22 protein-coding genes and 1 pseudogene are annotated in these 26,989 nt (G+C 38.1%); 20 read left to right on the forward strand and 3 right to left on the reverse strand.

All coding sequences use genetic code 11. The annotated features are described in order from the left end of the window. Positions 1-190: 190 nt before the first annotated feature. From UE46_RS02550 to UE46_RS02565, 4 genes and pseudogenes are all read left to right on the forward strand, one after another. Positions 191-1,009, forward strand: a complete 819-nt coding sequence (locus tag UE46_RS02550; RefSeq protein ID WP_118907376.1) for a LysM peptidoglycan-binding and 3D domain-containing protein — start codon at positions 191-193, stop codon at positions 1,007-1,009. Between the two features lie 163 nt (positions 1,010-1,172). Continuing rightward, positions 1,173-1,904 (forward strand): WecB/TagA/CpsF family glycosyltransferase, encoded by a 732-nt coding sequence (locus UE46_RS02555; RefSeq protein ID WP_036059661.1) that lies wholly within the window; start codon positions 1,173-1,175, stop codon positions 1,902-1,904. Between the two features lie 5 nt (positions 1,905-1,909). Further along, positions 1,910-3,035 (forward strand): annotated as a pseudogene (gene menC, locus UE46_RS02560) (o-succinylbenzoate synthase). A gap of 22 nt (positions 3,036-3,057) precedes the next feature. Further along, the gene (locus UE46_RS02565; protein WP_411431056.1) at positions 3,058-4,095 is read left to right on the forward strand and encodes a glycosyltransferase family 4 protein; all 1,038 of its coding nucleotides are present in this window, start codon (positions 3,058-3,060) and stop codon (positions 4,093-4,095) included. 116 nt (positions 4,096-4,211) lie between these two features. On the opposite strand, the gene UE46_RS02570 is transcribed toward UE46_RS02565, so the two are convergent. The 3 genes from UE46_RS02570 to UE46_RS02580 form a co-directional block, all read right to left on the reverse strand. After that, the gene (locus UE46_RS02570; protein ID WP_036059664.1) at positions 4,212-5,252 is read right to left on the reverse strand and encodes an LCP family protein; all 1,041 of its coding nucleotides are present in this window, start codon (positions 5,250-5,252) and stop codon (positions 4,212-4,214) included. Between the two features lie 264 nt (positions 5,253-5,516). Further along, on the reverse strand, positions 5,517-6,059 hold the full coding sequence (locus UE46_RS02575; protein WP_036059667.1) for a GNAT family N-acetyltransferase: 543 nt from the start codon (positions 6,057-6,059) through the stop codon (positions 5,517-5,519). Continuing rightward, positions 6,060-6,695, reverse strand: a complete 636-nt coding sequence (locus UE46_RS02580; protein ID WP_036059669.1) for a YigZ family protein — start codon at positions 6,693-6,695, stop codon at positions 6,060-6,062. 387 nt (positions 6,696-7,082) lie between these two features. Between UE46_RS02580 and UE46_RS02585 the strand changes: the two genes are divergently transcribed. From UE46_RS02585 to pnpS, 16 genes are all read left to right on the forward strand, one after another. Then, positions 7,083-7,769, forward strand: coding sequence for a response regulator transcription factor (locus tag UE46_RS02585; RefSeq protein WP_036059671.1), 687 nt, complete (start codon positions 7,083-7,085; stop codon positions 7,767-7,769). Between the two features lie 24 nt (positions 7,770-7,793). Continuing rightward, positions 7,794-8,648, forward strand: a complete 855-nt coding sequence (locus UE46_RS02590) for a DegV family protein (RefSeq protein ID WP_036059672.1) — start codon at positions 7,794-7,796, stop codon at positions 8,646-8,648. A gap of 234 nt (positions 8,649-8,882) precedes the next feature. Further along, positions 8,883-10,220, forward strand: coding sequence for an ATP-dependent helicase ComFA (locus UE46_RS02595; RefSeq protein ID WP_036059674.1), 1,338 nt, complete (start codon positions 8,883-8,885; stop codon positions 10,218-10,220). Positions 10,221-10,278: 58 nt separating this feature from the next. Beyond that, complete coding sequence (locus UE46_RS02600; RefSeq protein WP_233230972.1) at positions 10,279-10,902, forward strand: ComF family protein; 624 nt, start codon at positions 10,279-10,281, stop codon at positions 10,900-10,902. Positions 10,903-11,117: 215 nt separating this feature from the next. Beyond that, positions 11,118-11,681, forward strand: a complete 564-nt coding sequence (hpf, locus tag UE46_RS02605; RefSeq protein ID WP_036059677.1) for a ribosome hibernation-promoting factor, HPF/YfiA family — start codon at positions 11,118-11,120, stop codon at positions 11,679-11,681. A gap of 316 nt (positions 11,682-11,997) precedes the next feature. After that, entirely contained in the window at positions 11,998-14,511 is a 2,514-nt protein-coding gene (gene secA / locus UE46_RS02610; RefSeq protein ID WP_036059679.1) for a preprotein translocase subunit SecA, read from the forward strand. A gap of 132 nt (positions 14,512-14,643) precedes the next feature. Beyond that, positions 14,644-15,745, forward strand: a protein-coding gene (prfB, locus tag UE46_RS02615) for a peptide chain release factor 2 (protein WP_118907377.1) whose coding sequence is annotated in 2 segments (ribosomal slippage) — positions 14,644-14,715 and positions 14,717-15,745 — 1,101 coding nt in all. Because the reading frame shifts where the segments join, the coding sequence is not laid out codon by codon here. Positions 15,746-15,754: 9 nt separating this feature from the next. After that, positions 15,755-16,624 (forward strand): YitT family protein, encoded by an 870-nt coding sequence (locus UE46_RS02620; RefSeq protein ID WP_036059683.1) that lies wholly within the window; start codon positions 15,755-15,757, stop codon positions 16,622-16,624. 519 nt (positions 16,625-17,143) lie between these two features. Beyond that, on the forward strand, positions 17,144-17,830 hold the full coding sequence (gene ftsE / locus UE46_RS02625; protein ID WP_036059686.1) for a cell division ATP-binding protein FtsE: 687 nt from the start codon (positions 17,144-17,146) through the stop codon (positions 17,828-17,830). Then, on the forward strand, positions 17,820-18,707 hold the full coding sequence (gene ftsX / locus UE46_RS02630) for a permease-like cell division protein FtsX (protein WP_036059687.1): 888 nt from the start codon (positions 17,820-17,822) through the stop codon (positions 18,705-18,707). Before ftsE ends, ftsX begins: the two co-directional genes overlap by 11 nt. 96 nt (positions 18,708-18,803) lie before the next feature. Further along, complete coding sequence (locus UE46_RS02635; RefSeq protein ID WP_036059688.1) at positions 18,804-20,069, forward strand: C40 family peptidase; 1,266 nt, start codon at positions 18,804-18,806, stop codon at positions 20,067-20,069. Between the two features lie 146 nt (positions 20,070-20,215). Then, positions 20,216-21,565, forward strand: coding sequence for a murein hydrolase activator EnvC family protein (locus UE46_RS02640; RefSeq protein ID WP_411431057.1), 1,350 nt, complete (start codon positions 20,216-20,218; stop codon positions 21,563-21,565). Positions 21,566-21,687: 122 nt separating this feature from the next. Continuing rightward, complete coding sequence (gene cls / locus UE46_RS02645; RefSeq protein ID WP_036059689.1) at positions 21,688-23,139, forward strand: cardiolipin synthase; 1,452 nt, start codon at positions 21,688-21,690, stop codon at positions 23,137-23,139. A gap of 12 nt (positions 23,140-23,151) precedes the next feature. After that, entirely contained in the window at positions 23,152-24,327 is a 1,176-nt protein-coding gene (locus tag UE46_RS02650; protein ID WP_036059691.1) for a PDZ domain-containing protein, read from the forward strand. A 144-nt stretch (positions 24,328-24,471) separates the two neighbouring features. After that, on the forward strand, positions 24,472-25,185 hold the full coding sequence (locus tag UE46_RS02655) for a response regulator transcription factor (protein ID WP_118907796.1): 714 nt from the start codon (positions 24,472-24,474) through the stop codon (positions 25,183-25,185). Next, a complete protein-coding gene (gene pnpS, locus UE46_RS02660) occupies positions 25,182-26,954 on the forward strand; it encodes a two-component system histidine kinase PnpS (RefSeq protein WP_036059692.1) in 1,773 nt (590 codons plus the stop codon). The genes UE46_RS02655 and pnpS overlap by 4 nt, the downstream gene beginning before the upstream one ends. The last annotated feature ends 35 nt before the right edge of the window (positions 26,955-26,989 follow it).

The following is a 26,989-nucleotide window of genomic DNA, read 5'->3' on the forward strand; positions in this document are numbered from 1 at the left end:
GCTTTAGGCAAGATTAGACATCCAAGAATATAATAATTAGAAAATTCCATCAAAAAAGTTGATTAACAAATATTACGGATAAAACGTTAATTTCATGATCTGTGTTACTTAGCCTTAATGAATCGGTAACCAAAGGCCAATTAGCATATGGTACGATTATTCTCGAAGTTATCAAGGAGGTAATTATTACATGAAGAAAACAGTTATCACTATTGCAGCAGGATTAGTCCTTGCTGGGATCGGTTCGACTCAAGTAAGTGCAGCAGAATATACAGTTCAATCAGGGGATTCACTATGGAAGATTTCAAATGAAAATAATATCTCTGTAGCTAAGCTGAAGCAAGATAACCATTTAGTTTCAAACATTATTTTGCCAAATCAAAAATTAGAAGTTGGTGGCACTACTGCTCAAGCTAGCAGTAATGAATCTACTTACAAAATTGTGTCTGGAGATACTTTAAGTAAGATTGCTAAAAATCACAATGTCACAGTTGCCCAGTTAAAATCATGGAATTCTCTATCATCTGACCTTATAATTGCAGGTGAAACTTTAAATATTAATAGTAATGGCTCAAATAATACGGCGACTACACCAACACCTAAAAAAGAAGTGAAATCAGAAACAACAACACAAGAACAAACTCCGCAAAAAGAAACAACTAGTACACCTGCTCCAAGTAAACAAACGCAACAATCTTCTAGTGAAAGCTCATCTAAGAGTGTTTCAAAAGAAATAACAGTTACCGCAACAGCATATAGTAAAGCTGAGCCTGGTATGGGAACAGTAACAGCATCTGGGATTAACCTAAACGATAATCCGAGAGTTATTGCTGTTGATCCGTCTGTCATTCCATTAGGTTCAAGAGTTTATGTTCAAGGATACGGTGAAGCTATCGCAGCTGATACTGGTGGTGCAATCAAAGGTAACAAAATTGATGTCCACTTAGATACAGTGCAAGATTGCTACAACTGGGGCGTTAAAACAGTTAAAGTCCAAATTCTAGACTAATAACAAATGATATCAAATCGTGATTGGTTTTTAGCCAATCACGATTTTTTTGTTATCGTTATACATAATATAGTGGATTTAAGAAAGAATATATAATTTTAACATAGGAAGAATCAGATATTTATGATAAACTTAAAGATATGAGAAATATGGGAGTGGGCATATGAAGCAGACTGTTGATATTTTAGGGATTCCTTTTTATAATGTTTCTCAAAATGCTTTTGTTGACGAGTTATTCCAGTTAGCGATAGATGAGAAACGTCGATTTGTGGTAACTGCAAATCCTGAAATAGTAATGCATGCACAGCAAGATTTTGAGTTCAATCAAATTATTTTGCAAGCTGATTATATTGTTGCGGACGGCATAGGTATCGTGAAGGCGGCAAAGAACATTGGAAAACCGCTTAATGGAAGAGTGACTGGATATGATACGATGTTAGGACTCTTGCAAAAAGCAAATGAAAAAAAGATGCGAATATATTTTATTGGTGCAAAGCCAAATGTTATAGAAAAATTAGTTGAAAAAGTTCAGAAAACCTATAGTGACATTGAGATTGTGGGTGCTAGAGACGGTTATTTTTCTGCCTCAGAGTCGAAACGAATAGCTGATGATATAGCTGAAAGTAAGGCTGATTTTGTATTTTTAGCATTAGGCTTCCCAAGACAGGAAAAATGGATCGCCGCACATTTACAGGATTTTGATAAAGGTATATTTATTGGTGTTGGTGGTAGTTTTGATGTACTTTCTGGAGAAACGAAACGCGCGCCTAAAATTCTAGTGAAGTGCAATCTAGAATGGTTATATCGAATTTTATCACAGCCAAGCAGATGGAGACGCGCTTTAGCTATACCGCAATTCATGTTTGCTATGAACCGGCAAAGAAAGCAAGGGTGATTTTTGTGTTTGTCAAAGAAGCTATACTATATCACTTGGAAATGCCCCTTAAAGAGCCTTTTAAGACAAGTTATGGCGAAATGAGTAGCAAGAGTCTTTGTATATTGAAATTGACCTCTAGCGACGGTATAGAAGGTTATGGGGAACTTGATGCATTTTCTACGCCTTGGTATACAGAAGAAACTACCGATACGGCTGCTATGATAGTTCAGGCTCATTTATTACCCCTCATTCGAAATGTAAATCTTCAAACAGCGGACCAAGTTAATCATATTTTTAAGGTTATTCGAGGCAATGAGATGGCGAAATCTGTAATTGAGACAGCTATCTGGGATATTTTTTCGAAAAGCGAGAAGCAATCATTGTCTACTTATTTGGGTGGGGTTACAGGCGATATCTCTGTTGGTGTTAGTATCGGTATTCAATCAAGCTTAGATGAGCTGGTGGATACTGTTCAGAACTATATCAATGAGGGCTATACTAGGGTGAAATTGAAAATTAAACCTGGCTATGACATTGAACCAGTAAAAAAAATTAGAAAGCTGTTTCCGGAACTATTATTGATGGTAGACGCCAATTCAGCATATTGCAGAGATGATATCCAAACGCTTAAGAAATTAGACCAGTACAATCTCGCAATGATAGAACAACCTTTTGGCGTGACAGACTTTGTTGATCATGCATGGCTACAAAAACAAATCCAGACTCCTATTTGTCTGGATGAAAATATTCGTTCTTTAAATGATGTAAAGCAAGCATTTGAATTGCGAAGTGCCAAAGCTATAAATATTAAAATAGCACGAGTTGGTGGATTGGACGAAGCACTTAAAATACTTAACTTTTGCTATGAAAATGGCTTAATAGCTTGGTGTGGTGGCATGTTTGAAGCAGGGATTGGTAGGGCGCATAATATCGCTTTAGCCTCTCGGAGTGAGTTGAGCTTCCCAGGAGATATATCTGCCTCTAATCGCTATTTTAGCCGAGACATTATTCTTGATGAGTTTACAATAAAAAATGGGAAAATAACGACTCCTGTAGGCTTCGGGATAGGTGTAGAGCTGGATAAATTCAGCTTGGAGACTTACTGTAAGCGGCGCGAAGTCATCATTTTAGACTGAAGGATGGAGCTGAAAATAATTTGCAAATATGGATCATGATTATTTGTTTTCTAATTGGAATATTAATTATTCCATTAGTGCGCAAGTTTGCCTTTTTAATAAATGCAGTAGACGAGCCTCGGGATCGGCACATGCACACAAAAATAACGCCAACACTTGGAGGATTAGCTATTTTTATATCTTTCACAGTGGGAATGTTGTTATTAACAGTTGACAAAAGTGGATTTTTACCAGTCTACATAGGTGCTTTGATTATTGTTTCTACAGGATTAATAGATGATATTATCGAACTGTCACCTCGTTGGAAGTTAGTAGGTCAAATTAGTGCAGCGCTATGTGTGGTAGTATGGGGTCAAATTACTATTGAATTTATTAACATCCCTTTCGCAGGGCCACTATATTTCGGTATTTGGGCGATTCCAATTACGATTATCTGGATTGTTGCGATTGTAAATGCGTTGAATTTAATTGATGGATTGGATGGTTTAGCTGGAGGCGTTTCTATAATTGCTCTCCTAACGATTGCTGGAATGGCGTTGTTACTGCAAGATGTGTTCGTGGCACCAGTCGCTTTCATGTTAATTGCATGCATACTAGCCTTTTTAGTTTATAATTTCCCACCTGCTACAATATTTATGGGGGACACAGGTTCGTTATTTTTAGGGTATATGATCGCAGTATTATCATTGATGGGTTTCAAAAATGTGACATTCATTTCTATATTAGTTCCGTTGATAATTCTAGGTGTACCACTATCAGACACTTTTTTTGCGATTATTAGACGATTGAAAGCAAGGGCCCCTATTTCAATGGCTGATCGTTCACATATACATCATCGACTTATGGCGCTAGGCTTTTCACAGCGTCAGACCGTACTATTGATTTACTGCATGGCAATTCTATTTTCAATAACGGGTTTCGTATTTTCATTTTCGACTACTTGGGGCGCGGTCATTTTACTGATATTACTAGCATTCTGTATAGAGATAATTGTAGAATTTATCGGACTAATTGGTGAAAATTATCGTCCAATCTTAAATATACTAGCTAAAGTGCGAAGGAAAAGGAAGTAATGAAAAAATACTATAATCACAGTGTACGAGACTTTATACTGAAAATAAGCAGGAGTCATTGTATATCCATTTTCTAAAATGGATATACAATGACTCCTGCTTTTCTATAGTTGAATTTAATTTTCTTCACTATAAGGTAATGCGTTAGGGAACGGTTTATTTACTCCCTGTAGTTGACTTGCAAACTCGTTAGCCACACTTTGTACAGAGTTTTCATCGAGTTGATAATAATAAACGCCATCCTGAGGTGCATCTGCGCCTTTGAGGGCGAGGGATTTGAGAGTTATATCGTTTGTCATACCATACTTGGCGATCGATAACATTTGAGAGAAAGTCATATTTGTTTTCATGTTATCTCCGACCGCTTTAATAACATCGGAATATTTATTAATAGAGCCGATAGAAGTGGATTTATCAATAATAGCTTTCATAACTAGTTGTTGACGTTTTCCACGCTCTATGTCGTTATCAATATGACGAGTTCTGGAAAGAGCCAATGCTTGTTCGCCATTTAGTGTTTGTTCGCCTTTTTTCAATGTAATTGCGCCAGCTTTATCGTTGGAATCTTGTTCTGTGAAGTCAACAGGGACGTTTACATCGATACCATCAAGTGCGTTAACGATCTCCAAGAATGCATCGAAATTGAACCGAACATAGTAATCAACAGGGACTTGAAATAAATCCTCTACCGTTTTCATAGTTAGTTCTGGCCCGCCATATGCATGTGCAGCATTTATTTTTGTGAATTTATCCGTTGTGCCATCTTTACTTTCAATGTGAACATAAGAATCACGAGGAATACTGGTCATTTCTAATTTATTATCTTTTACATTTAGTGTTGCTAAGATAAGTGCATCACTTCGAGGGTTGCCATCATTATTGGCTTGACGCTTGGTGCTATCATCTACACCGATAATCAAGAACGAAAAGCTGTCCTTAATTGGATCAACATCTTTGTTACGTAAAGACGAGGCTTCCCCACTTCTTACGTTATCATAGGAATTATCTACGGCAAGTTTTGCTGAACTGAACAAATAAGTAGCGTATCCAGCGCCAGCAAGTACGATTAACATCAAAGGAATCAGGACCAAAAAGAGGACCAATCGGCGTCGCTTATACTTTGCGCTTCTTGGGGCAGGGCTTTTGTTTATAGGCATGAAATAATTTCTCCTTATAATTAAATTCTAAAAGTTTCGTTATATCCCGAAGTAGTGTATCTGCAAAGTGCAATAGATGTAATTGTACCATAGTAAGAAAACTGCTGTGTTACGACAAATTTACGTTTGCTTTAAAGTTTAAGGTAAAGTATATTGCAAAACCTCACCACTTTTTTTCTATTATACATAAGTTAACAGAGAATTAATACGGAAATCGTAAAAAATGGAGTAAAATAAGTCGTATGTAATAGCTTTTTAGTTAAATTAAGCCAGTTTACGCCAGTACTGATCTACTGTTTCTAACATTTTTTTTTGCATATTAAACTCAGATACCACTTTATCAAAATGAAAATCTAATTTCATAAGTAATTGACTGGATGCTATATTTTCAGGAGACACCTTTGCAGTCAATGCACTAATAGTTGTAGTTGTTTGAATCACAGCGATAAAAGAGGATAGAATCTCTGTCATTATCCCTTTTCTCCAGTGGCTTTCTTTAAGTTCGTAACCTATTTCTGCAGTCATGGAGTTTAAATACAATTCGTTAATACCGAACGAGCCAATCATTTCATTTGTAGATTTATCAATGATGACATATCTGCAAGCTGTGGCCTCCAGTTCTATGGCAGATATCATTTCAGAGACTTCTGAAACTGCATGAAATGTTTCAATATTCATATGATGTGTTACGTTGTCATCAGACCAAATCTCTAATAATTGAGGTGCATCGTTATCTGTCATGCTTCTTGCATATATTCTTTCTGTTTCGAATTCTTTTGGAAGGTTGTTTAATGCCTCTAATAACATTTAATTGACATCCTTTTCCTGATATTTTTTCCCTACTTCGATCATTTTTATTTGCCCGCTTGTTAAATTAATCGCCCATTCTTGAAATGGAGCCACATCTGAATTTTCGACATATACGTCTATGGTAACGCTCTCTGTGAAAGAAATATTAGCGATTTGATAGCCGGTTTTCCCCAAAGCATTTTCAAATTTCGCGTGTGTTGCGTAATCAACGGTGCAAGAGATGATAGCTGCCAAAGATCGTTCAACAATACCTACCGCCTTACAAGCCTCGCTAACAGAATTACTATATGCACGAACAAGGCCACCAGCTCCAAGCTTAGTACCGCCAAAGTATCTAGTGACAACTACAGCCACATCTTTTAGGTGTTTCTTTTTCAATACTTCTAACATAGGTACACCAGCTGTTCCGCTTGGCTCTCCATCATCCTGCGCTTTCTGATATTGATCGCGCTCCCCGATGATGTATGCAGAGCAGTTATGGCTAGCATTCCAATATTTTTTCTTGATGCTTTGAATGAATTCCTGAGCTGTTTTTTCATCAGTAGCTCGAATCATGGAGCAGATGAACCTAGACTTTTCAATAACTATTTCATGTTGACCAGCTACTTTTATAGTTCTATATTTTTCAAGCATATAGGCCTCCAATAGTCGATTTAATTATCCCCACTTATATTTTAACGGAAAAAGGAGAACATGTATAGTTATAAAATAAGAACGGGCGTATTTGAAAGGTGAAGTGGGAGCAAATTCATGGTATAATGGATTTCATTGTTACTTTTGATAGATGAACTTTCTTTTGACTAGGCATTTTTGTCGGGAAGTTAAAACAATGACTTCTTTTTTGACGATGATTACTTGGTAGTAGATAACAGCAATGACTTCTAGAAAAGCATGAAATAATACAGAGAAAAGCTATAGTAATATAGTTGAGTACGATGTTTTTCAGTAGGCTATAGATCCGCTGAAGGGATAAAATGGGAACAGCGTTAAAATAACAATTTTGAAGGAGGATTTCTCATTATGACTGTAAAAATCATGATTGTAGATGATCATCAATTATTTCGTGAAGGTATAAAACGTATATTAGAACTAGAAGATTCATTTGAGGTAGTAGCAGAAGCTGAAAATGGAAAAAATATTGTTGCTAAGGTTCGTGAGTTTAGACCAGATATTGTATTAATGGATATTAATATGCCAACTGTAAATGGTTTAGATGCTACTGAAATGCTAATTAGGCAGTTCCCAAGCCTAAAGGTAGTCGTTTTGACAATCCATGATACGGATGAGTTTGTCACAGAGGCTTTGCGCGCAGGTGCTGTAGGTTATCTATTGAAAGAAATGGATGCAAAAGATCTAGTTGATGCTATTAAAACTGTAGAAGATGGTGGAGCTTATATTCATCCTAAGGCGGCCATTAAATTAGTCCGTGAATATCGTCATTTAGCAAGCACTAATAATGCGCAAGGTGCATATGGATATCAACAACCCGAGGTCAAAATGCCATTACATATTCTTACACATAGAGAATGTGAAGTTCTGCAGTTATTAACTGATGGTAAGAGCAATCGTGGTATTGGTGAAACTTTATTTATTAGTGAGAAAACTGTTAAAAATCATGTGAGTAGTATATTACAAAAAATGAAAGTAAACGATCGTACTCAAGCTGTAGTGACTGCAATTAAAAATGGCTGGGTATTCATAAGATAGGATCGTTAAAATTGAGGTGACTTTATGGGGGGCAAAATTGCTATCGTGACTGACAGTACTGCTTATCTACCCCAAGCAGTAATCGATAAGTTTCAAATTTATAGTGTAGCACTTTCCGTAACAATTGATGGAAAGTCCTACACAGAGAATAGAGATATCAATGAAAGTAATTTTTACGAGATAATTCAAGGTGCTACGACTTTTCCAACAACATCACAACCAGCACCAGGCGATTTTATTCTTTTATATGAGCGACTACGCGATGAAGGTTTTGAAACGATTATTAGTATTCACCTTAGTAGTGGTATTAGTGGAACATACCAAAATGCTGTATCTGCAGGTGGTATAGTTTCGGGTATTCGTGTGATTGCATATGATTCTGGGATAGCTTGCATGGCTATGGGAATGATGGTTGAAAAAGCTGCCGAGCTAGCATTAAATAGTGAAATAGACACGGATATCATTTTAGCTAAACTAGATTCTATGCGTGCTGCAATGAATGCTTACTTTCTCGTAGATGATCTAAATCATTTGGCTAGAGGTGGTAGGCTATCTAATGCACAAGCAATAATAGGGAGCCTACTACAGATAAAGCCAATACTGCATTTTGAAAATAAGAAGATTGTTCTTTACGAGAAAATTAGGACGCAGAAGAAGGCGTTACGTAGAATAGAAGATTTATTAGGTGAAGCAATAAAGAAAGATTTGGCACAACAGGCTTATATTGTTCATGGGAATAACTATGAAAAAGCGTTAGTCTGGAAAAATGAGTTGCAGAAAAAATATCCAGATGTTGATTTTAATATTAGCTACTTTGGCCCAGTAATAGCAACACATTTGGGTGAAGGGGCATTAGCGTTAGTTTGGACTCTAAAATAGTGAAGTAAGGCCTCCTAGTTGTTAGGAGGTTTTTTCAAGTATAACCTGTGTCCAGAAATAAATAAAATGTGTGAAAATGTTGAGATGAGGTATAAAAAGTGCATAGCTAGGCCTAAAAATATACGAAGGGGTACAAACTTATTATTTCAGGTGCTAGATAAGCTGTGAAATAGAATTATAGCCATTAGTATTCTTTTTTTATTTCGTGTATAACTAGTATACGAGGTGAAGATAATGGATACGAAAATGGAAGGGAAGCTATTTATAGAGGGAGAAATATTAGATACTACGGGAATGCAGCATATACAAGCTATAAAAGCCGAAGGGCATAGAAAGCTTTGTTTTAGGTGTGGGAACAATAAGGAAGAACTATTTTTTAGAGCACCATGTAGCCATTGTGGCAGCTCTAATTGTTTGTATTGTAGAAATTGTATTATTATGGGGAAAATAACAGAGTGTAAGAATCTTTATTTTCACCTAAGCGAAAAAAGTTTTATAAGTTCTAGTGAAGGATATCTTAGCTGGGAAGGTGAACTTTCACCAGGACAACGAACGGCTTCGGATAGAGTCCTTCAGGCTGTTAATGATAGAAAACCACTACTTTTATGGGCAGTGGCGGGATCTGGGAAAACAGAAATGATGTTCAGAGGAATGGATGAGGCATTGAAGCGTGGTGGGCGAATTTGTATAGCTTCACCAAGAGTAGATGTATGTTTGGAGCTTTATCCACGTCTACAAGAAGTTTTTCCTAGTGTTGAGATGGTCTGTTTATATGGTGACTCTGATGATATTTATAACGGAGAACGCTTTGTTGTTGCAACGACACACCAACTGATACGATTTTATGAGGCATTTGATATTATTTTCATAGATGAAGTAGATGCATTTCCCTACGCGAAAGATCCTTTTCTTGAGTATGCAGTGAAAAAAGCGCAATTAACTTCAGGCTGTTCCATCTATATTACCGCAACCCCCGATAGAAAATGGCAAAAAGAATGCGATAGAGGTGTACGAGATTTTGTAAAAGTACCAGCAAGGTACCATAGAAAACCGTTACCAGTACCCAGAAAAGTTTGGATAGGGGACTGGAAGAAAGCGTTAGTGAAACGCCGGATATCTCCTAAAATTTTAGAATGGACACGGAAAAAATTAGATGAAGGTTGCTCGGTATTGTTATTTTTCCCAGAAATAAAAGTGATGTTGAAAGTAGCGGAAATACTTGAGAAATTAGGATTCGGCCCGCTTGAAAATGTGCATTCTGCTGACTCAGAGAGAAAAGAGAAAGTACAAAAGATGCGTGATGGGAGTATCAAATTATTATGTACCACGACGATTCTTGAACGGGGTGTAACTTTTACGAATGTACAGGTTGGTGTTTTTGGTAGTGAAGGAAGAATATTCACAGAATCAGCTCTCGTTCAAATTTCTGGACGTGCTGGCAGGAAATTTGATTTTCCCAAAGGAGATGTTATCTTCTTTCATCACGGAACATCTAAAAATATGACCTTGGCCATATCACAAATAAAAATGATGAATCGATTAGGTATACAACAGGAACTTTTGGATGAGTGATATCTGCTTGGTATGTAAGAATAAAATGATAGTTGAAATTTCTTGGAGTAGTTTATTTTTGGAGAAAGAAAAGGTTGTTATATGTCAGCGGTGTAAAAGTGAGTTATCCCAAATTACTGGGCATGTATGTAGTAGATGCGGTAGAATGAGGCATGAACACAGGGAAGAAGTAATGTGTGGAGATTGTGAGCGTTGGTCTTTAGGGAATAAAACAAACCATTTAGATCAAAATATCGCTTGTTTTGAATATAATAACTTTGCAAAAGAGTTAATGGCGCTTTACAAATATAAAGGAGATTATGTTTTGGGAGCTGTATTTGCAGCTGCATTACAACAAAAATGTATGGTAAAAAATAAATCCATTATAATTCCCCTTCCAATAAGTGAAGAACGAAGATACGAACGAGGTTTCAACCAAACGGAAGGATTACTTCATCTAGCAGGAATACCGTTTGAAACACAGTTGAAAAGAGAGCATACAGAAAAACAGTCAAAGAAATCACGAAAAGAGCGAATCGAGCAAGAGCAATTCTTTTTTGTAGAGAACAATACGGAGATTAGTTCACGAGAGATAGTATTGGTAGATGACATTTATACGACGGGTGCCACCTTACATCTGGCAGCGAAAGCTTTAAAGGAAGCAGGAGCAAAAAGTGTATCCTCAATCACTATATTTCGTTAAAGCGAAATTTTCAATCATTTTAGGTTTGCATTTGAAAATTGGTGGAAAGAATAGAGTAACGGTATCATACTTACCGACTACTTAATTGATAGGAATATAGTAATCTTATTCTTTGTAAATGTTTGCAAAAAGCTATATTTTAACGTAGACTGTATATAAGGAGTCATTCACTTCTTGTAAAGTATGAGTTGTTTTATTTCAAAGGAGGAATTGCTATGCTAAAGTATAACATTCGTGGTGAAAACATTGAAGTAACGGAGCCAATTAGAGATTATGTCGAAAAGAAAATAGACAAGTTAGAACGTTATTTCAGTGAAGCTCCAGATGCTAATGTTCATGTGAACCTTAAAGTGTATTCTGATAAGAATGCAAAGGTTGAAGTGACCATTCCTCTCCCTAATTTAGTACTACGTGCTGAAGAAACAAGCGGAGATTTATATGCAAGTATTGATTTGATTGTAGATAAATTAGAAAGACAGATCCGTAAACATAAAACAAAAGTGAATCGTAAATTCCGTGATAAAGGCTTAGATAAAGATTACTTTGCTTTCTCTGAGATGAACGGAAGTGTAGCACCAGATGAGTTCGAAAATGACAGTGATCTAGAAATTGTTCGTACAAAGGAATTTTCTTTGAAACCAATGGATAGTGAAGAAGCTGTACTGCAAATGAATTTATTAGGTCATAGTTTCTTCGTATATACAGATGCGGAGTCAAATGGCACTAATATTGTGTATCGTCGTAAAGATGGTAAATACGGTTTGATTGAAACGAATTAACTTAGAAATTCCTCAAAAGCCGGGATCCAACAATAGGGGATCTCGGCTTTTGTTGTCAATACTTAATTTGAAAAGTGAATGACAATCGAAACCTGTAAATATATTTTATGATATAAAAAGCGCATAGCTTAGGCTTTTATACAGAATCATTCAAAATGCGTCGAAATGTTCACAGGAAAACAGGTTGTAAAACATAGGTGAAAGATGGTAGAATTGTCTTGTGTGCCTGTGTCAAAGGCAGTTGCGTCGAAAATGGGAAGAGCGCAACGATTTAAACTTCAGGGAAAGTATAGAAACAGTAGAGGAGAATAAGATCATGGCAGGTTTATTAAAGAAGATATTTGAATCTGGTAAAAAAGATGTTAAGTATCTAGAAAAGAAAGCAGATCAGATTGAGGCATTAGCTGATGAAACGGCAAAGCTTTCTGATGACGAAATACGATCAAAAACAGAAGAATTTAAGGAGCGTTTCCAAAATGGTGAAACATTAGATTCCCTTTTGGTAGAGGCTTTTGCAGTTGCACGTGAAGGAGCAAAACGTGCATTAGGCATGTTCCCATTCCGTGTTCAATTAATGGGTGGTATTGTACTACATGAAGGTAATATCGCAGAAATGAGAACTGGTGAAGGTAAAACTTTAACAGCGACACTGCCAGTTTATTTAAATGCACTCTCAGGAAATGGTGTTCATGTTGTTACAGTCAATGAGTACTTGTCGCAACGTGATGCTGAAGAAATGGGAGTTCTATACAATTTCCTTGGTTTATCCGTCGGACTTAACCTAAACGCTCTTTCCAGTGAAGAGAAACGAGAAGCTTATGCAGCTGACATTACGTATAGTACAAATAATGAATTAGGATTTGACTATTTACGTGATAATATGGTTGTTTATAAAGAACAAATGGTACAGCGTCCGCTTTCTTATGCGGTAATCGATGAAGTCGATTCTATCTTGGTCGATGAAGCGAGAACGCCATTGATTATTTCTGGTCAAGCAGAGAAATCAACTATTTTATATGTCCGCGCTAACTCTTTTGTTGAGACATTGACAGTAGAGAAAGACTACACAGTTGATATCAAAACAAAATCGGTGCATTTAACCGAAGAGGGTATGACAAAAGGTGAGAAATATTTTGATGTGGATAACTTGTTTGATTTAGAGAATGCGACAGTTTTACATCATATTGCGCAAGCTTTAAAAGCGAACTATACGATGCATTTGGATGTTGATTATGTGGTTCAAGATGACGAAGTACTCATTGTTGACCAATTTACTGGTCGTATTATGAAAGGTCGTCGTTTCAGTGAAGGCCTACACCAAGCACTTGAAGCTAAAGAAGGTGTAACAATTCAAAATGAATCACAAACGATGGCGACTATCACATTCCAGAACTATTTCCGTATGTATAAGAAATTATCTGGTATGACTGGTACGGCTAAGACGGAAGAAGAAGAATTCCGCGATATTTATAATATGCGTGTTATTGAAATTCCGACGAATAAACCAATTATTCGTGATGACCGTCCAGATTTAATTTATACATCTATTGATGCGAAGTTCAATGCAGTAGTAGACGATATCGCTGAACGATATGCAAATGGTCAACCAGTATTAGTTGGTACCGTTGCTATCGAAACATCTGAAGTTATTTCGCATAAACTAAAACGTAAAGGTGTTCCGCACAGCGTTTTGAATGCGAAACAACATGAAAAAGAAGCAGAAATCATCCAATTTGCTGGTGAAAAAGGTTCTGTTACGATTGCAACCAATATGGCTGGTCGTGGTACAGATATCAAGCTAGGCGAAGGCACAATTGAAGCAGGTGGTTTGGCCGTTATTGGTACAGAGCGTCATGAATCAAGACGTATCGATAATCAGTTACGTGGTCGTGCTGGTCGTCAAGGGGATCCTGGTGTGACTCAATTCTATCTTTCCATGGAAGATGAACTGATGAAACGTTTCGGTTCAGATAACATGAAATCAATGATGGAGCGTTTTGGAATGGACGATGAAGCCATTCAAAGTAAGATGGTTAGCCGTGCTGTTGAATCTGCACAGAAACGTGTCGAAGGAAATAACTTTGATTCACGTAAACAAGTTCTTCAATACGATGATGTTTTACGTCAACAACGTGAAGTTATTTATAAACAACGTTATGCAGTTATTACAGCTGAAAACAACTTGCGCTCTGTTATTGAACCTATGATTCAAAACGTTGTAAATTTTGTGGTACAATCGAATGCCTCAAGACAAGAAGATCGTGAAGAATGGAACTTACAAGGTATTGTTGACTTTGTAGAAGCCAATCTTTTACCTGAAGATACAATCAGCGTAGATGATATTAAAAATATGGAATCCAATGACATTCAAGATTTTATTTTAGAAAAAGTAAAAGAAGCATACAATGAGAAAGAAACATTGTTGCCAGAAGATGAATTTAATGAATTCCAAAAAGTAGTCTTGCTACGTGTGGTGGATACGAAATGGGTAGATCACATCGATGCGATGGATCACTTGCGCGACGGTATCCATCTACGTGCTTACGGACAAATTGATCCGTTACGAGAATACCAATCAGAAGGCTTTGAAATGTTCGAAGCAATGGTTAATTCAATTGATGAAGACGTTGCTCGTTACATCATGAAAGCTGAAATTCGTCAAAATCTTGAACGTGAGCAAGTTGCTAAGGGTGATGCTATTGATCCTAATGAAGGCAAACCATTGGCTAAAAAACAACCAGTTCATAAAGACCAACATATCGGTCGTAATGATCCATGCCCTTGTGGTAGTGGAGAAAAATATAAGAACTGTCACGGAAAAGAGAAATAACAATAAAACCAGGATTTTTTCCTGGTTTTTTGTTTGGAAAATTAGTCGGAATCGCAGTTTGCGCCCAAGTATGCTATATTATTAATGGTGTGATTTATTTTGCACATGAAAAATTAAAAAGAGGTGTTGAGTATGGAATTAGCTGAAATTCGCAATGAATTAGAAAAAACAACCCAACAAATTAAAGACTTTAGGGGGTCTCTTTGACTTAGATAGCATAGAAGTTCGCATCGCTGAGTTAGAGGATCAAATGTTAGACCCGGATTTTTGGAACGATCAACAAAGTGCGCAGAAGGTTATTAACGAAACGAATGGCTACAAAGAAACCTACAATGCGTTCCATGAGCTTGAGGAAGAGCAAGAAAATTTAGAGTTAAGCTTGGAACTTTTGCGTGAAGAGGCAGATGAAGAATTGCAAGCAGAGTTAGAAACTGATTTAACGGCTTTTGTAGCAAAATTAACTGATTTCGAATTGAAATTAATGTTGAGCGAGCCTTATGATAAAAATAACGCGATCTTGGAATTACATCCAGGCGCTGGTGGAACAGAATCACAGGATTGGGGTTCCATGTTACTACGTATGTACCAGCGCTGGGCGGACAAAAAAGATTTCAAAGTAGAAATGCTGGATTATCAAGCAGGCGACGAAGCTGGGATTAAGAGTGTGACGTTGCTCATAAAGGGTCACAATGCCTACGGGTACTTAAAAGCAGAAAAAGGTGTGCATCGCTTAGTTCGAATATCTCCATTTGATTCGTCTGGCCGACGCCACACATCGTTTGTTTCATGCGATGTTATGCCAGAAATGGATGATGATATCGAAATTGAAATCCGTCCAGAAGATTTAAAAATTGATACGTATCGTGCGACTGGTGCAGGTGGTCAGCATATTAATACGACCGATTCAGCAGTGCGGATGACACATATTCCATCTGGAATTGTTGTTACATGCCAATCTGAACGTTCACAACTGAAAAATCGCGATCAAGCGATGAAGATGTTGAAAGCGAAATTATATCAAAAAGAACAAGAAGAGAAAGAGAAAGAACTCGCGGAACTTCGTGGTGAGCAAAAAGAAATTGGTTGGGGAAGTCAAATACGTTCTTACGTGTTCCATCCATACTCGATGGTGAAAGATCACCGCACAAACGTAGAAACAGGCAACACGCAAGCGGTAATGGACGGAGATATTGATGCGTTTATCAATGGCTATCTCCGCTCGCAGATTGACTAGGAGGATACTATGAAAGAGATTAAACCATTGAAACGACGAAAGCTCCCGCCTAAACTCGCGAAAGTAATGGAGTACGTCTATGTTATTCTTGGAGCATTTATTATTGCTCTTGCGTTTAATGTGTTGCTATTGCCCAATCATGTTGCCTCCGGTGGCGTGAGCGGGATCAGTACAATCATTAATTATTTGACTGGTTGGACTCCCGCTTATATTCAGTGGGCATTTAACATTCCGTTATTTTTTGCAGGTGTATTTTTCTTAGGGTATCAGTTTGGTATAAAAACATTTGTTGGGACAATGATTATGCCACTGTTCGTTTATTTGACGTCTGATTGGACTGTTTGGACGAACCAGCCACTTGTTGCTGCATTATTCGGTGGTATTCTAGTTGGTACAGGTCTCGGCATTGTTTTTCGCGGAAAAGCCTCTACTGGTGGAACAGATGTAATCGCACAAATTCTGCATAAATTTACAAACCTTTCACTTGGGATTTGCGTCGCACTTATCGATGGATTTGTCGTTATCGCTGCTATGTTTGTCTTCGATATCGAATCGGGGCTATATGCGCTGGTAGGACTTTTTGCTACGAGTAAAACGATCGACCTTGTCCAAGTTGGCTTGAATCAGTCGAAAACGGTTTTAATTATTTCGGAGCAACAAGATGAGATACGTCAAGCAATCCTTTATAAAATTGACCGTGGCATCACGCGGTTATCCGCAAAAGGCGGTTATACGGAAGATGAAAGACAAATCTTACTTTGTGTTATCGCCCAATCTGAATTTTCAAGGTTAAAAAGTGTAATAAAAGAAATTGATCCTAATGCATTTGTGGTCGTGATGAGTGCAAGTGAAGTTATGGGTGAAGGATTTAACATCTAAATATATGATTATAAGCGAAGCAGCATTGACCAGTAGAGTTAATGCTGCTCCTTTTATATCGGGGATAAGATAGGGTCTTGTATAACAGTTGTGTGACAAGAAGTTAAATCCTAGTAATTAGTAAGGTATTAAAAGCGTGAAAGTGGTCTATTCCAATTGATTTGGCTGTAAAAATTTTTAATATGCCTGTAATGTTAATTCCGTGCAAAACGCGGTACAATAAGGTAGTAGCAAAAACAGTGCGAAAGTTAGGCACGTTTTTTTATGAGTTTTTTTATAAACGTAATATAAATTAGAATTTAAAATGTCATGTAAAAATAAGTATGTTGCAAAAAAATAAACTTGTCATTGGTTGAAATATAACTGTAATCTAATTACCCCTAAGTTGAAAGATTGAAATGGTATAATGAATTCATGTGTTGTGACTTCAAGCATTCTAGTCTAGAAATGGTGGCTCTTGTTATCTTACGTGTTATATCATTCGAACTTGACCCAAGAAAGGCATAGTTAGGTGATAAAATGATTGTTATGGAAGACGTGTACAAGAAGTATCCTAATGGCATAACTGCTGCAAATGGACTTAATATCCGTATTGAGCAGGGAGAATTCGTTTATGTTGTAGGTCCAAGTGGTGCAGGTAAATCAACCTTCATCAAAATGATCTACCGCGAAGAACGTGCTACTAAAGGAACGATTAATGTTGATAAATTCGACTTACTTCATATGAAAAATCGTGAAGTACCATTTTTGAGAAGACATGTCGGTGTTGTCTTTCAGGATTTCAAATTATTACCAAGCAAAACCGTGTATGAGAATATTGCTTATGCGATGGAAGTGGTAGAAGAAGATCCGAAAGTCATCAAAGATCGTGTTATGGAAGTGCTAGATCTAGTAAATCTGAAACACAAAGTAAGAATGCTGCCAGACGAATTATCTGGTGGAGAGCAGCAACGTATTTCTATTGCTCGCTCGATAGCAAACATGCCGAAGGTTTTAATAGCAGATGAACCAACTGGTAACCTCGACCCTGATACGTCATGGGAAATCATGAATATCCTTGAAGAAATAAGTAATCGCGGAACGACAATTGTAATGGCGACGCATAATAAAGAGATTGTTAATACTCTGAAACATCGTGTCATTGCTATTGAGAATGGTAGAATTGTTCGCGATCAACAGCAAGGAGATTATGGCTATGAAATTTAGAACAGTAGGTAGACACTTTAGAGAAAGCTTTAAGAGCCTCTATCGTAACGGTTGGATGACATTTGCAGCAGCTAGTGCAGTGACAGTTACTTTAATCTTGGTCAGTGTGTTCTTCGCGATAATGATGAACATGAATAAGTTAGCAGATGATGTTGCGAATGACGTAGAAATTAACGTGCATATCCAATTGACAGCGACAAAAGATCAACAGAATGAATTAAAAACCAATATCGAGCAATTAAGTGGTGTCGATAGCGTGCAGTATTCTTCCAAAGACCAACAAATGGAGAAATTGATCTCTACATATGGTAAGGATTTCGAGTTGTTCCAACAAGATAATCCACTATACGATGTGTTCATTGTTCAGGCGAAGGAACCTAGCGAAACTTCTAAAGTTGCAACCGAGATTCAAAAAATGAAATATGTCGCAAAAGTGAACTATGGTGAAAAAACTGTAGATAAGTTGTTTAATGTCTTGAAATGGGGACGATATGCTGGTATCATATTAAGTGCTGGTCTTTTATTAACAGCCATGTTCCTAATCTCCAATACGATTAAGATTGCGATTTACTCGCGTCGAACCGAGATTGAGATTATGAAATTGGTGGGAGCGACAAACTGGTTTATCCGTTGGCCGTTCGTGTTAGAAGGTGCTTGGTTGGGTCTGTTAGGATCTGTTGTACCGGTTATACTAACGTTCGTAGGTTATATCAACACCTACAATCTCATCAACCCAAGACTTGGAGAAGGCACAAACCTTGCCTTACTTACTCCATCACCATTCATGTATCAAATAGCAGGATTGATAATTGCCATCGGAGTACTCATTGGTATATGGGGAAGCGCAATATCTATCCGAAGATTCCTGAAAGTTTAACAATTAAATACGTATCAGAAAAAGAACGTGTTCTAAAAATAATAAAAAAACTAAATGAAAGAAAAGCCTAGGGAGCTTTTTAGGAGGTAAAATCTTTTGAAAAAAAATACTTTAATTGCTGCGTCAATGGCAGCTGTAATCAGTTTATCACCGGTTTTTACAACAAATGCATTTGCGGACGTTAACACAGATATCCAACAGAAAGATGCAAAGTTAAACGATCTTAAATCTAAGAAAGCTGATTTACAAGCTGATCTATCATCTTTAGTATCGAAACTAGATTCAGCGCAAGCAAAATCGAAAGAGCTACAAGCTAGCTTCAACAAATCAGCAGAACAATTAAAAAAATTAAATGCTGATATCGCAGCAATCAATGCACGCATCAAAGAACGTGAAGTAGTTCTTAAAGAACGCGCTCGTTCAATGCAAGTTAACTCAAACTCAAATGTTTATCTTGACGTAGTTTTAAGCGCAGATAACTTTGGCGACTTAGTTGATCGTGTATCTGCAGTAAATACAATTGTTGAATCCGATAAAGCAATCCTTGACGAACAACAAAAAGACGAAGATGCTTTGAAAGCAAGCTCAGCGTCTGTTAAAAAAGAACAAGAAAAACAACAAAAAGCAATTGCTAGTTATGAGCAACAACAAAACCAAATCGAAGCTCAAAAAGCTGAGAAAGAAGCTGTTGTAGCACAATTAGCAGCACAACAAGCAACAACTGAACAAGAAAAATCTACTTTAATTGCGCAACGTGATAGAGAAGCAGCGGCAGCAGCAGCACGTGCAGCAGCTGCTAAAGAAGCAACAACTGTTCAACCAGTAGCAGCTTCTACTTCATCTGATGAAACGAAATCAAGCGAGTCTTCATCAAATACTGCATCAGCTTCAACATCTAACGATAGCAGTAGTAAATCTTCAACAAGCACAGCTAAGAAAAAAGAAACATCAAATTCTAACAACACAGGTAGTAGCAATATTGCAACACCAACAGGTTCTGGTTACGATGCTATGATTTCAACTGCATACGCGCAATTAGGTAAACCTTATTCATTAGGTGCAACTGGACCAGGTTCGTTTGATTGTTCTGGATTCACTTCTTACGCATTCCGTGCGGCAGGAGTATCAATCCCAAGAACATCAGGTGCTCAATATGCTGCATCTACAAAAATTAGTTCAAGCCAAGCAAAACCAGGCGATTTAGTATTCTTCAGCTACGGCAGTGGAATTGCTCACGTTGGTATCTACATTGGTGGCGGTAAAATGATTAATGCGCAAAATAACGGCGTTAGCATCGACAGCCTTTCAAGTAGCTTCTGGGCACAATCTCTTGTAGGTTTTGGTCGTATCGCTAATTTCTAATTCTAAACAATAAAAGATTTTTTGAAAATAGAAAAGTACCTTTCGCGTGATTTTGCTAAGGGTACTTTTTTTCTAACTTAAAATATGGAATAAAAAGTAATATTTCTGAATAAATTTGGAGGAAACAGTGAATGACATATAAGAAAATAATCAGAAACAGCATTGTGGCGACAGTGGCGGTCGGTCTCTTTAGTGGAGTTCCGATTAACGCAATGGCTGCTGATTTAAGTGAACTTGAGAAACAACAACAAGAAATTCAACAACAACGTTCTAACATTGGTAGCAGTATTGAGGAAAAGGACCATGAAGTTTCTGTGCTTGAGAGAAAACAACAAACGACAGCATCAGAACTTGAATCCTTAGTGAAAAATATAAATGAAACTAACAAGAAATTACAAAAACAACAACTAGAAGTCTCAACAACAAATGCTGAAATTTCAAAATTAAAAGAAGAAATCGTTGTGTTACAAAAAAGTATTGATGATCGTTTAAATTTACTAAAAGATCGTGCACGTGCGATCCAAGTGAACGGTAACGGCCAAGCCTATATGAATGTTCTTTTGGCATCTGATAATTTTAGTGATTTTATTGATCGCGCAACAATGGTATCCACGTTAGTCAATGCGGACAAAGAAATCATGACGGATCAGAAAAAAGATGAAGACTCATTGAGCTCAAAACAAGGTCAAACAGAAACGAAATTAGCAAGTCTGAAAAAATTAGCAAACGAAATCGCGTTATCTAAAAACAATCTGGAAAGCCAAAAAAGTCAAAAAGATGAATTAATCTTAGCGATTGCGGCTGAAAAAGATTTAACGCAACAACAAAAGAACGATTTGATATCCCAACAAGACACATTAACTGCAAGCGAAAAAGCGATTGCTGGAAATATTCAAGCGGAAAAAAATCGTCAGGCGGAGCTACAGTTAGCCGCAGCTCGTAAGGCAGCAGCGGAAAGAACAGCGCGAGAAGCAGCAGCTAAAGCCAGTTCTAAAACGGTGGCAAGAATACAAACGCCAACAAATGAATCACCAGCACAACAACCATCAGCTCCTGTATCTATTCCCTCAGTTGGCGCTAGTTCAAACGGTGGCATGTTTATCAAGCCGGCAGCGGGAATTCTAACTTCAGGATTTAGTGATCGGACCAATCCGGTAACTGGACAACATGAATCACACAAAGGCCAAGATATCGCAGCAGGAGGAAGTGTTCCAATCCATGCAGCAGCAGGAGGAACAGTTGTCTTCTCTGGCTTTGGCGCCCCAGGTAGTGGTTATGGTGGCTACGGTTACGTTGTCGAAATCGATCATGGTAATGGTTACCAAACGTTATATGGTCACATGCAAGCTGGAAGTTTACAGGTTGTCGCGGGTCAAAGCGTTTCGCAAGGTCAAGGAATTGGCATCATGGGCTCGACTGGACAATCTACAGGACAGCATTTACATTTTGAAATTCATAAAAATGGTGTTCCTGTAGATCCTTCACCTTATATTTAAAGAATAAACTCGATTAGTCCTCTATGGCTGGTCGAGTTTTTGTATGTTCGCGACTTAGGCAATACTTAACCTCTGATTTATGATATGATAAAAAGGGAGCAATTTTTGTTGGGAGGTACGTTATGGGGATTATGGGGATTTTATTGATTGTGTTATTAGTGATTAACGTATTATTCGCGGCAGTCATGGTTTTCTTAGAAAGACGTGACACAGCAGCGACGTGGGCTTGGTTACTAGTATTGACATTTATACCTGTTATTGGCTTTATTATATATTTAATATTTGGTCGTAAGTTGTCGCATCGCAAAATTTTTGACTGGAAAGGCCAAGAGAAAATTGGATTGCGGGAATCAACGGATAATCAGATTAGCATGATTAGGCAACAGGAGTTTCCGTTTAGTGAGCGTAATGTCGCGAAGCATCGGGATCTTATTTATTTATTACTTGTTAATGATGGCGCGATTTTAACGCAAGATAATGATGTTACGATTTATACAGATGGACATGAGAAATTCGATGCGTTAATGAAAGATATTGAGGCAGCGACGGATCATATTCATTTGATTTATTATATTATTCATTCGGATATGTTGGGAAAACGTTTGAAAAGTGCGTTGATTAAGAAGGCGGAAGAAGGGCTCGATGTGCGTGTGATTTATGACGCGATGGGTTGCAGAACTACGAAAAAATCTTTTTGGAATGACTTGAAGCAACATGGTGTCAAAGTTTGGCCGTTTTTCCCCTCAAAATTACCGTTGATTAATTTCCGTTTAAATTATCGGAATCACCGGAAGTTGGCAATAATTGATGGAGAAATTGGCTATATTGGTGGCTTTAATGTCGGGGATGAGTATTTAGGGCTTGATGATAGCTTTGGTTATTGGCGTGATACACATCTTCGGGTTCGCGGAAAAGCGGTTTATGCGATGCAGACGCGTTACATTATGGATTGGAATTCGGCGTCTTCTACAAGTCAGAAGTTAGATTATCAAACACGTTATTTCCCGTCGTTTCATGGAAAGGGTCATACGAGTATGCAAATTGTATCAAGTGGGCCGGATTCTGAATGGCAGCAAATCAAGAATGGTTACATTAAAATGATTAGCTCGGCGAAGAAGTCGATTTATTTGCAGTCGCCGTACATTATTCCTGACGCGAGTTTGTTAGAAGCGCTTAAAATTGCGTCGCTGTCCGGTGTTGACGTCAGGTTGATGATTCCAAATAAACCGGATCATGCATTTGTTTACCGAGCGACGACAAGTTATTGTGGCGAATTGATTGAATCAGGAGCGAAAGTTTACATCTATGATAATGGATTTATTCATGCTAAAACACTTGTTGTTGATGGGGAAATTGCGTCGGTTGGGACTGCAAATATGGATTTTCGTAGTTTTAGATTAAATTTTGAAGTCAATGCTTTTATGTACGAGAAAAAAATAGCGCAGAAATTAGAGGATATTTTCTTACAAGATATTTTAAAATCGTATCAGTTAACGGCAGAATTATATGCGGAGCGATCGTTTTGGATTAAGGTGAAAGAAGCGGTGTCACGTTTACTGTCTCCGATACTATAAGAGGTGAATGGAATGGATATTATGCTAGAAATTCTAAAAGGAATCGGGAGTTTGTTTTTGCAACCGGCATTTTATGTGTCGATTTTGATTGTTATTATTGCTGGATTTAGTCGAATCAAAGCAGAACGGAAGTCATTTCATGTGGGTATATACTCGCCATGGCAGGAACTAAAAGGCTTCTTTGGTTTGGGCATTATATTTGGACTGGTCATATCGGTGGTCATGTTCTTTATCGGATTTACGCTGACAATTGGATGGATTGCGATCTTTAATGTGGTGTTGATTGTCCTCTTACTTATCGGCTTATTTAGAATGACATCAACAGCCTACACGATTGGTATTGCTAGTTTAGTATATTACGCGGCCTACTATTTCGATTGGCAGTTAGCGCCGTTTGAAGATAAAATGTTACCAATTAGTAATTTATATATCGATAATTTCATGATTGCTATTGTGTTTGTGTTGGCTTTGTTGCTCGCCGTCGAGGCTTTTTTAATTCAGTTTTCTGGTGCGAATAATGCTTCGCCGATGTTACGCAAAAGTGGGCGTGGTAAGTTGATTGGCGCATTTCAGTTAAGACGTTTATGGTTATTACCACTGGTTTGCTTCATTCCAGGACATGGTTTTGCAGCCATTTTTGATTGGTGGCCGATCTTTCAAATTGGGAATCAGACGTTTTCGCTTATGATTTTACCGGTTGTTATTGGCTTTCAGCAGCAAGTTCAGACGCAATTGCCAGAACAAGCAACGCATAAAATTGCAGTGAAGGTGACGAGTTTGGCGATTATGATTGCGCTGATTGGTGTTGGTAGTATTGTGATGCCAGTCCTTAGTTTAGTGGCATTTGTTGTCGCAATTGTTGGACGTTTTTGGATTTCATATCGCCATCGTAGTGACGAGAAACGAGCTTCGTTTAAATTTACACCGCAACCTGAGGGTATTATGATTTTAGGTTCTCGGGAAAATACGCCGGGAAGTCGGATGGAAATTTCGGCAGGGGAAATGATTTTAGAAGCGAACGGGAAACCTGTGACGAATCGTGAGGAGTTGTATGAGGCGTTAAATGAGAATCGTGCGTATTGTAAGTTGAAGGTGCGCGATAATAATGGTGAGCCACGGATCGTGCAAACGGCGATACATGAAGAGGATTCTTTTGAGTTAGGACTTTTCATGGTGGAGGCGAAATAAGGACGCTGATTTTTAAGATTGTGTAAAGCTCGCTACTTTTCTACCCAATAAAGGTAAAATCGTGATATATTTTAGTGGAAGACTACATAACAAGTTGTGACAAGGTTGTAAATGTCGCGCGTTATGAATGGGGAGGAAATTGCATTGACCAAGATTTTAGTAGTGGATGACGAGTCTTCTATTGTAACTTTACTGCAATTTAACATTGAAAAAGCTGGATTTGATGTTGTGACGGCGGAAGATGGTAGAACGGGTTATGAACTGGCGCTATCGGAAAAGCCAGATTTGATTGTGCTAGATTTAATGTTGCCAGAAATGGATGGGATTGAGGTCTGCAAACAATTGCGACAAGATAAGGTGGAGACTCCGATCTTGATGTTAACAGCAAAAGATGATGAGTTGGATAAAATTATTGGCTTGGAGCTTGGCGCGGATGATTATTTGACGAAACCATTTAGTCCTCGTGAGGTTGTAGCGCGAATTAAGGCTATCCTTCGACGGAGTGCTGGGAAAGCGGCGGAGCCTGATGTGGAAGAACCGGTGCAAGAAAAGGCGCTACATGTTGGGGAATTGAAGATTTTGACGGAGAGTTATGAAGTTTATTTGCAAGATGAACTGCTTGATTTGACGCCGAAAGAATTTGAGTTGCTCGTTTATTTGGCGAATCATCGCGGAAAAGTATTTTCACGAGATCAGTTACTTGATGCTGTTTGGAATTATGATTATATTGGGGAAACGCGGATCGTGGATGTTCACGTGAGTCATTTACGTGATAAAATCGAGGTGGACACGAAGCAACCGCAATATATTAAGACGATTCGCGGTTTTGGGTATAAGATGGAGAACGTGAAGTCATGAAGAAGTTATGGCTGAAAATTGGACTGTCATTTTTCGTGCTATTTTTCATTGTAATGGTGATTGTTGGCTTGATTTCTGGAGAGCTAATGAAGGGCGTTTACATGAACATGAAAGAAAACCAGTTGCAGGATGATGCGAAAATCTTGCTGACAACGACCAAGTTGGAAGATATTGATTTGGACCAAGATGCGGATAAAATTCAGGCAGATTTAGTGCCACTGGAGGATAAAATCGATGCGCGGATTACTGTGATTGATCAGTCTGGTCATGTGGTGGCGGATACGAAGGAAGATCCACACGAGTTGGGCAGCCATATGAACCGTCCTGAGGTACAGGAAGTATTAAAGCAGGGAAAAGATGTTGGGATTGCAACGCGAAAAAGTTCAACGCTTGGTTATAGTATGCTTTATGTGGCGGTTCCAATTACGCATAATGGCGTGACAGATGGTGTTTTACGAATCTCGATTTCTCTTGAGTCCGTTGAAAATGCGGTACATCAATTATGGCTCAGCTTAACACTTGTATTCGGCTTGGCGCTTGTGTTCATTGGATTTATTAGTGCCTTTATTGCGCGGCGAATTACGAGACCGGTGAATGAAATCATTGATGTGTCGATGGATTTGGCGAATAATCGTTATTATAGCCGAATTACTGGGAAAACGAGTGGGGAACTGCAGGACCTCTCACTTAGCGTCAATCAGTTAGCGCAGAGTCTTGAGAAGCAGATGCAGGAAATTGAACTTAATCAGCAACGACTTAGCGGGATTGTGCAGAATTTAGTGAGCGGGGTCATGTTAATTGATCAGCGGAAACTAATTGTGATGACGAACCCGATGATGGAACAAATTATTGGCGAAAAAGACCTCACGGGAAAAGCCTATTTTGAAGTGTTAAAAAGCTTTGCCTTGACGCAACTTGTGGATCAATGTTTGGAGAAAAAGGCGTTCCAACAAGAAGAAATTACGATTTATTTCCCACGTGAGCTGATTTTGGATGCCAATGTCTCGCCAATTTTATCAAAGACGGGAAATGTGACGGGGGTTATTTTGTTACTGCATGATATTACTGAAATTAGGCGGCTTGAAAATGTCCGTTCAGAATTTGTCGCCAATGTCTCGCATGAATTGAAAACGCCAGTTACAGCGCTAAAAGGATTTGCCGAAACGCTGTTGGATGGCGCGATGTATGATGAGGTGTTGTTGAAGAAATTCCTAACAATTATCAAAGAAGAGAGTGACCGTTTGCACCGCTTAATTATGGATATTTTAGAGTTATCGCGCATTGAGCAGAAACACGTGTCGATGAATCTGGAGCAGGTAGACGTGGAAGATGTTGTGATTGCGACGATGGACACGATTCGACCAATGGCTGTGGAAAAGGAGATTCAACTCGTGCCTCCAATTTTAGAGAAACCAATTGTCATTCACGCAGAACGCGATCGATTGCAGCAGATTTTGATCAATCTAATTTCGAATGCGATCGTGTACACGCCTCAAAATGGGGAAGTTCGGGTTGGTGTGATAGAAAATGAGGCGAATGATACGATATCCATCACGGTGACGGATAATGGAATCGGAATACCTGTCAAAGATATTGATCGTATTTTTGAACGTTTTTATCGGGTTGACCGGGCACGCAGCCGCCATTCTGGTGGAACAGGGCTTGGACTTTCGATTGTGAAGCACATTGTGGAAAGTTGCGGAGGTCAGATTCAGGTCGAAAGTATCGAGGGATCTGGTACAACATTTACTGTGACGCTGCCTAAATAAAAATGTAACGCAAGTCGTGATTTTAGCGGCTTGCG

It is taken from the genome of Listeria weihenstephanensis (genome assembly GCF_003534205.1).
GTDB lineage: Bacteria > Bacillota > Bacilli > Lactobacillales > Listeriaceae > Listeria_A > Listeria_A weihenstephanensis.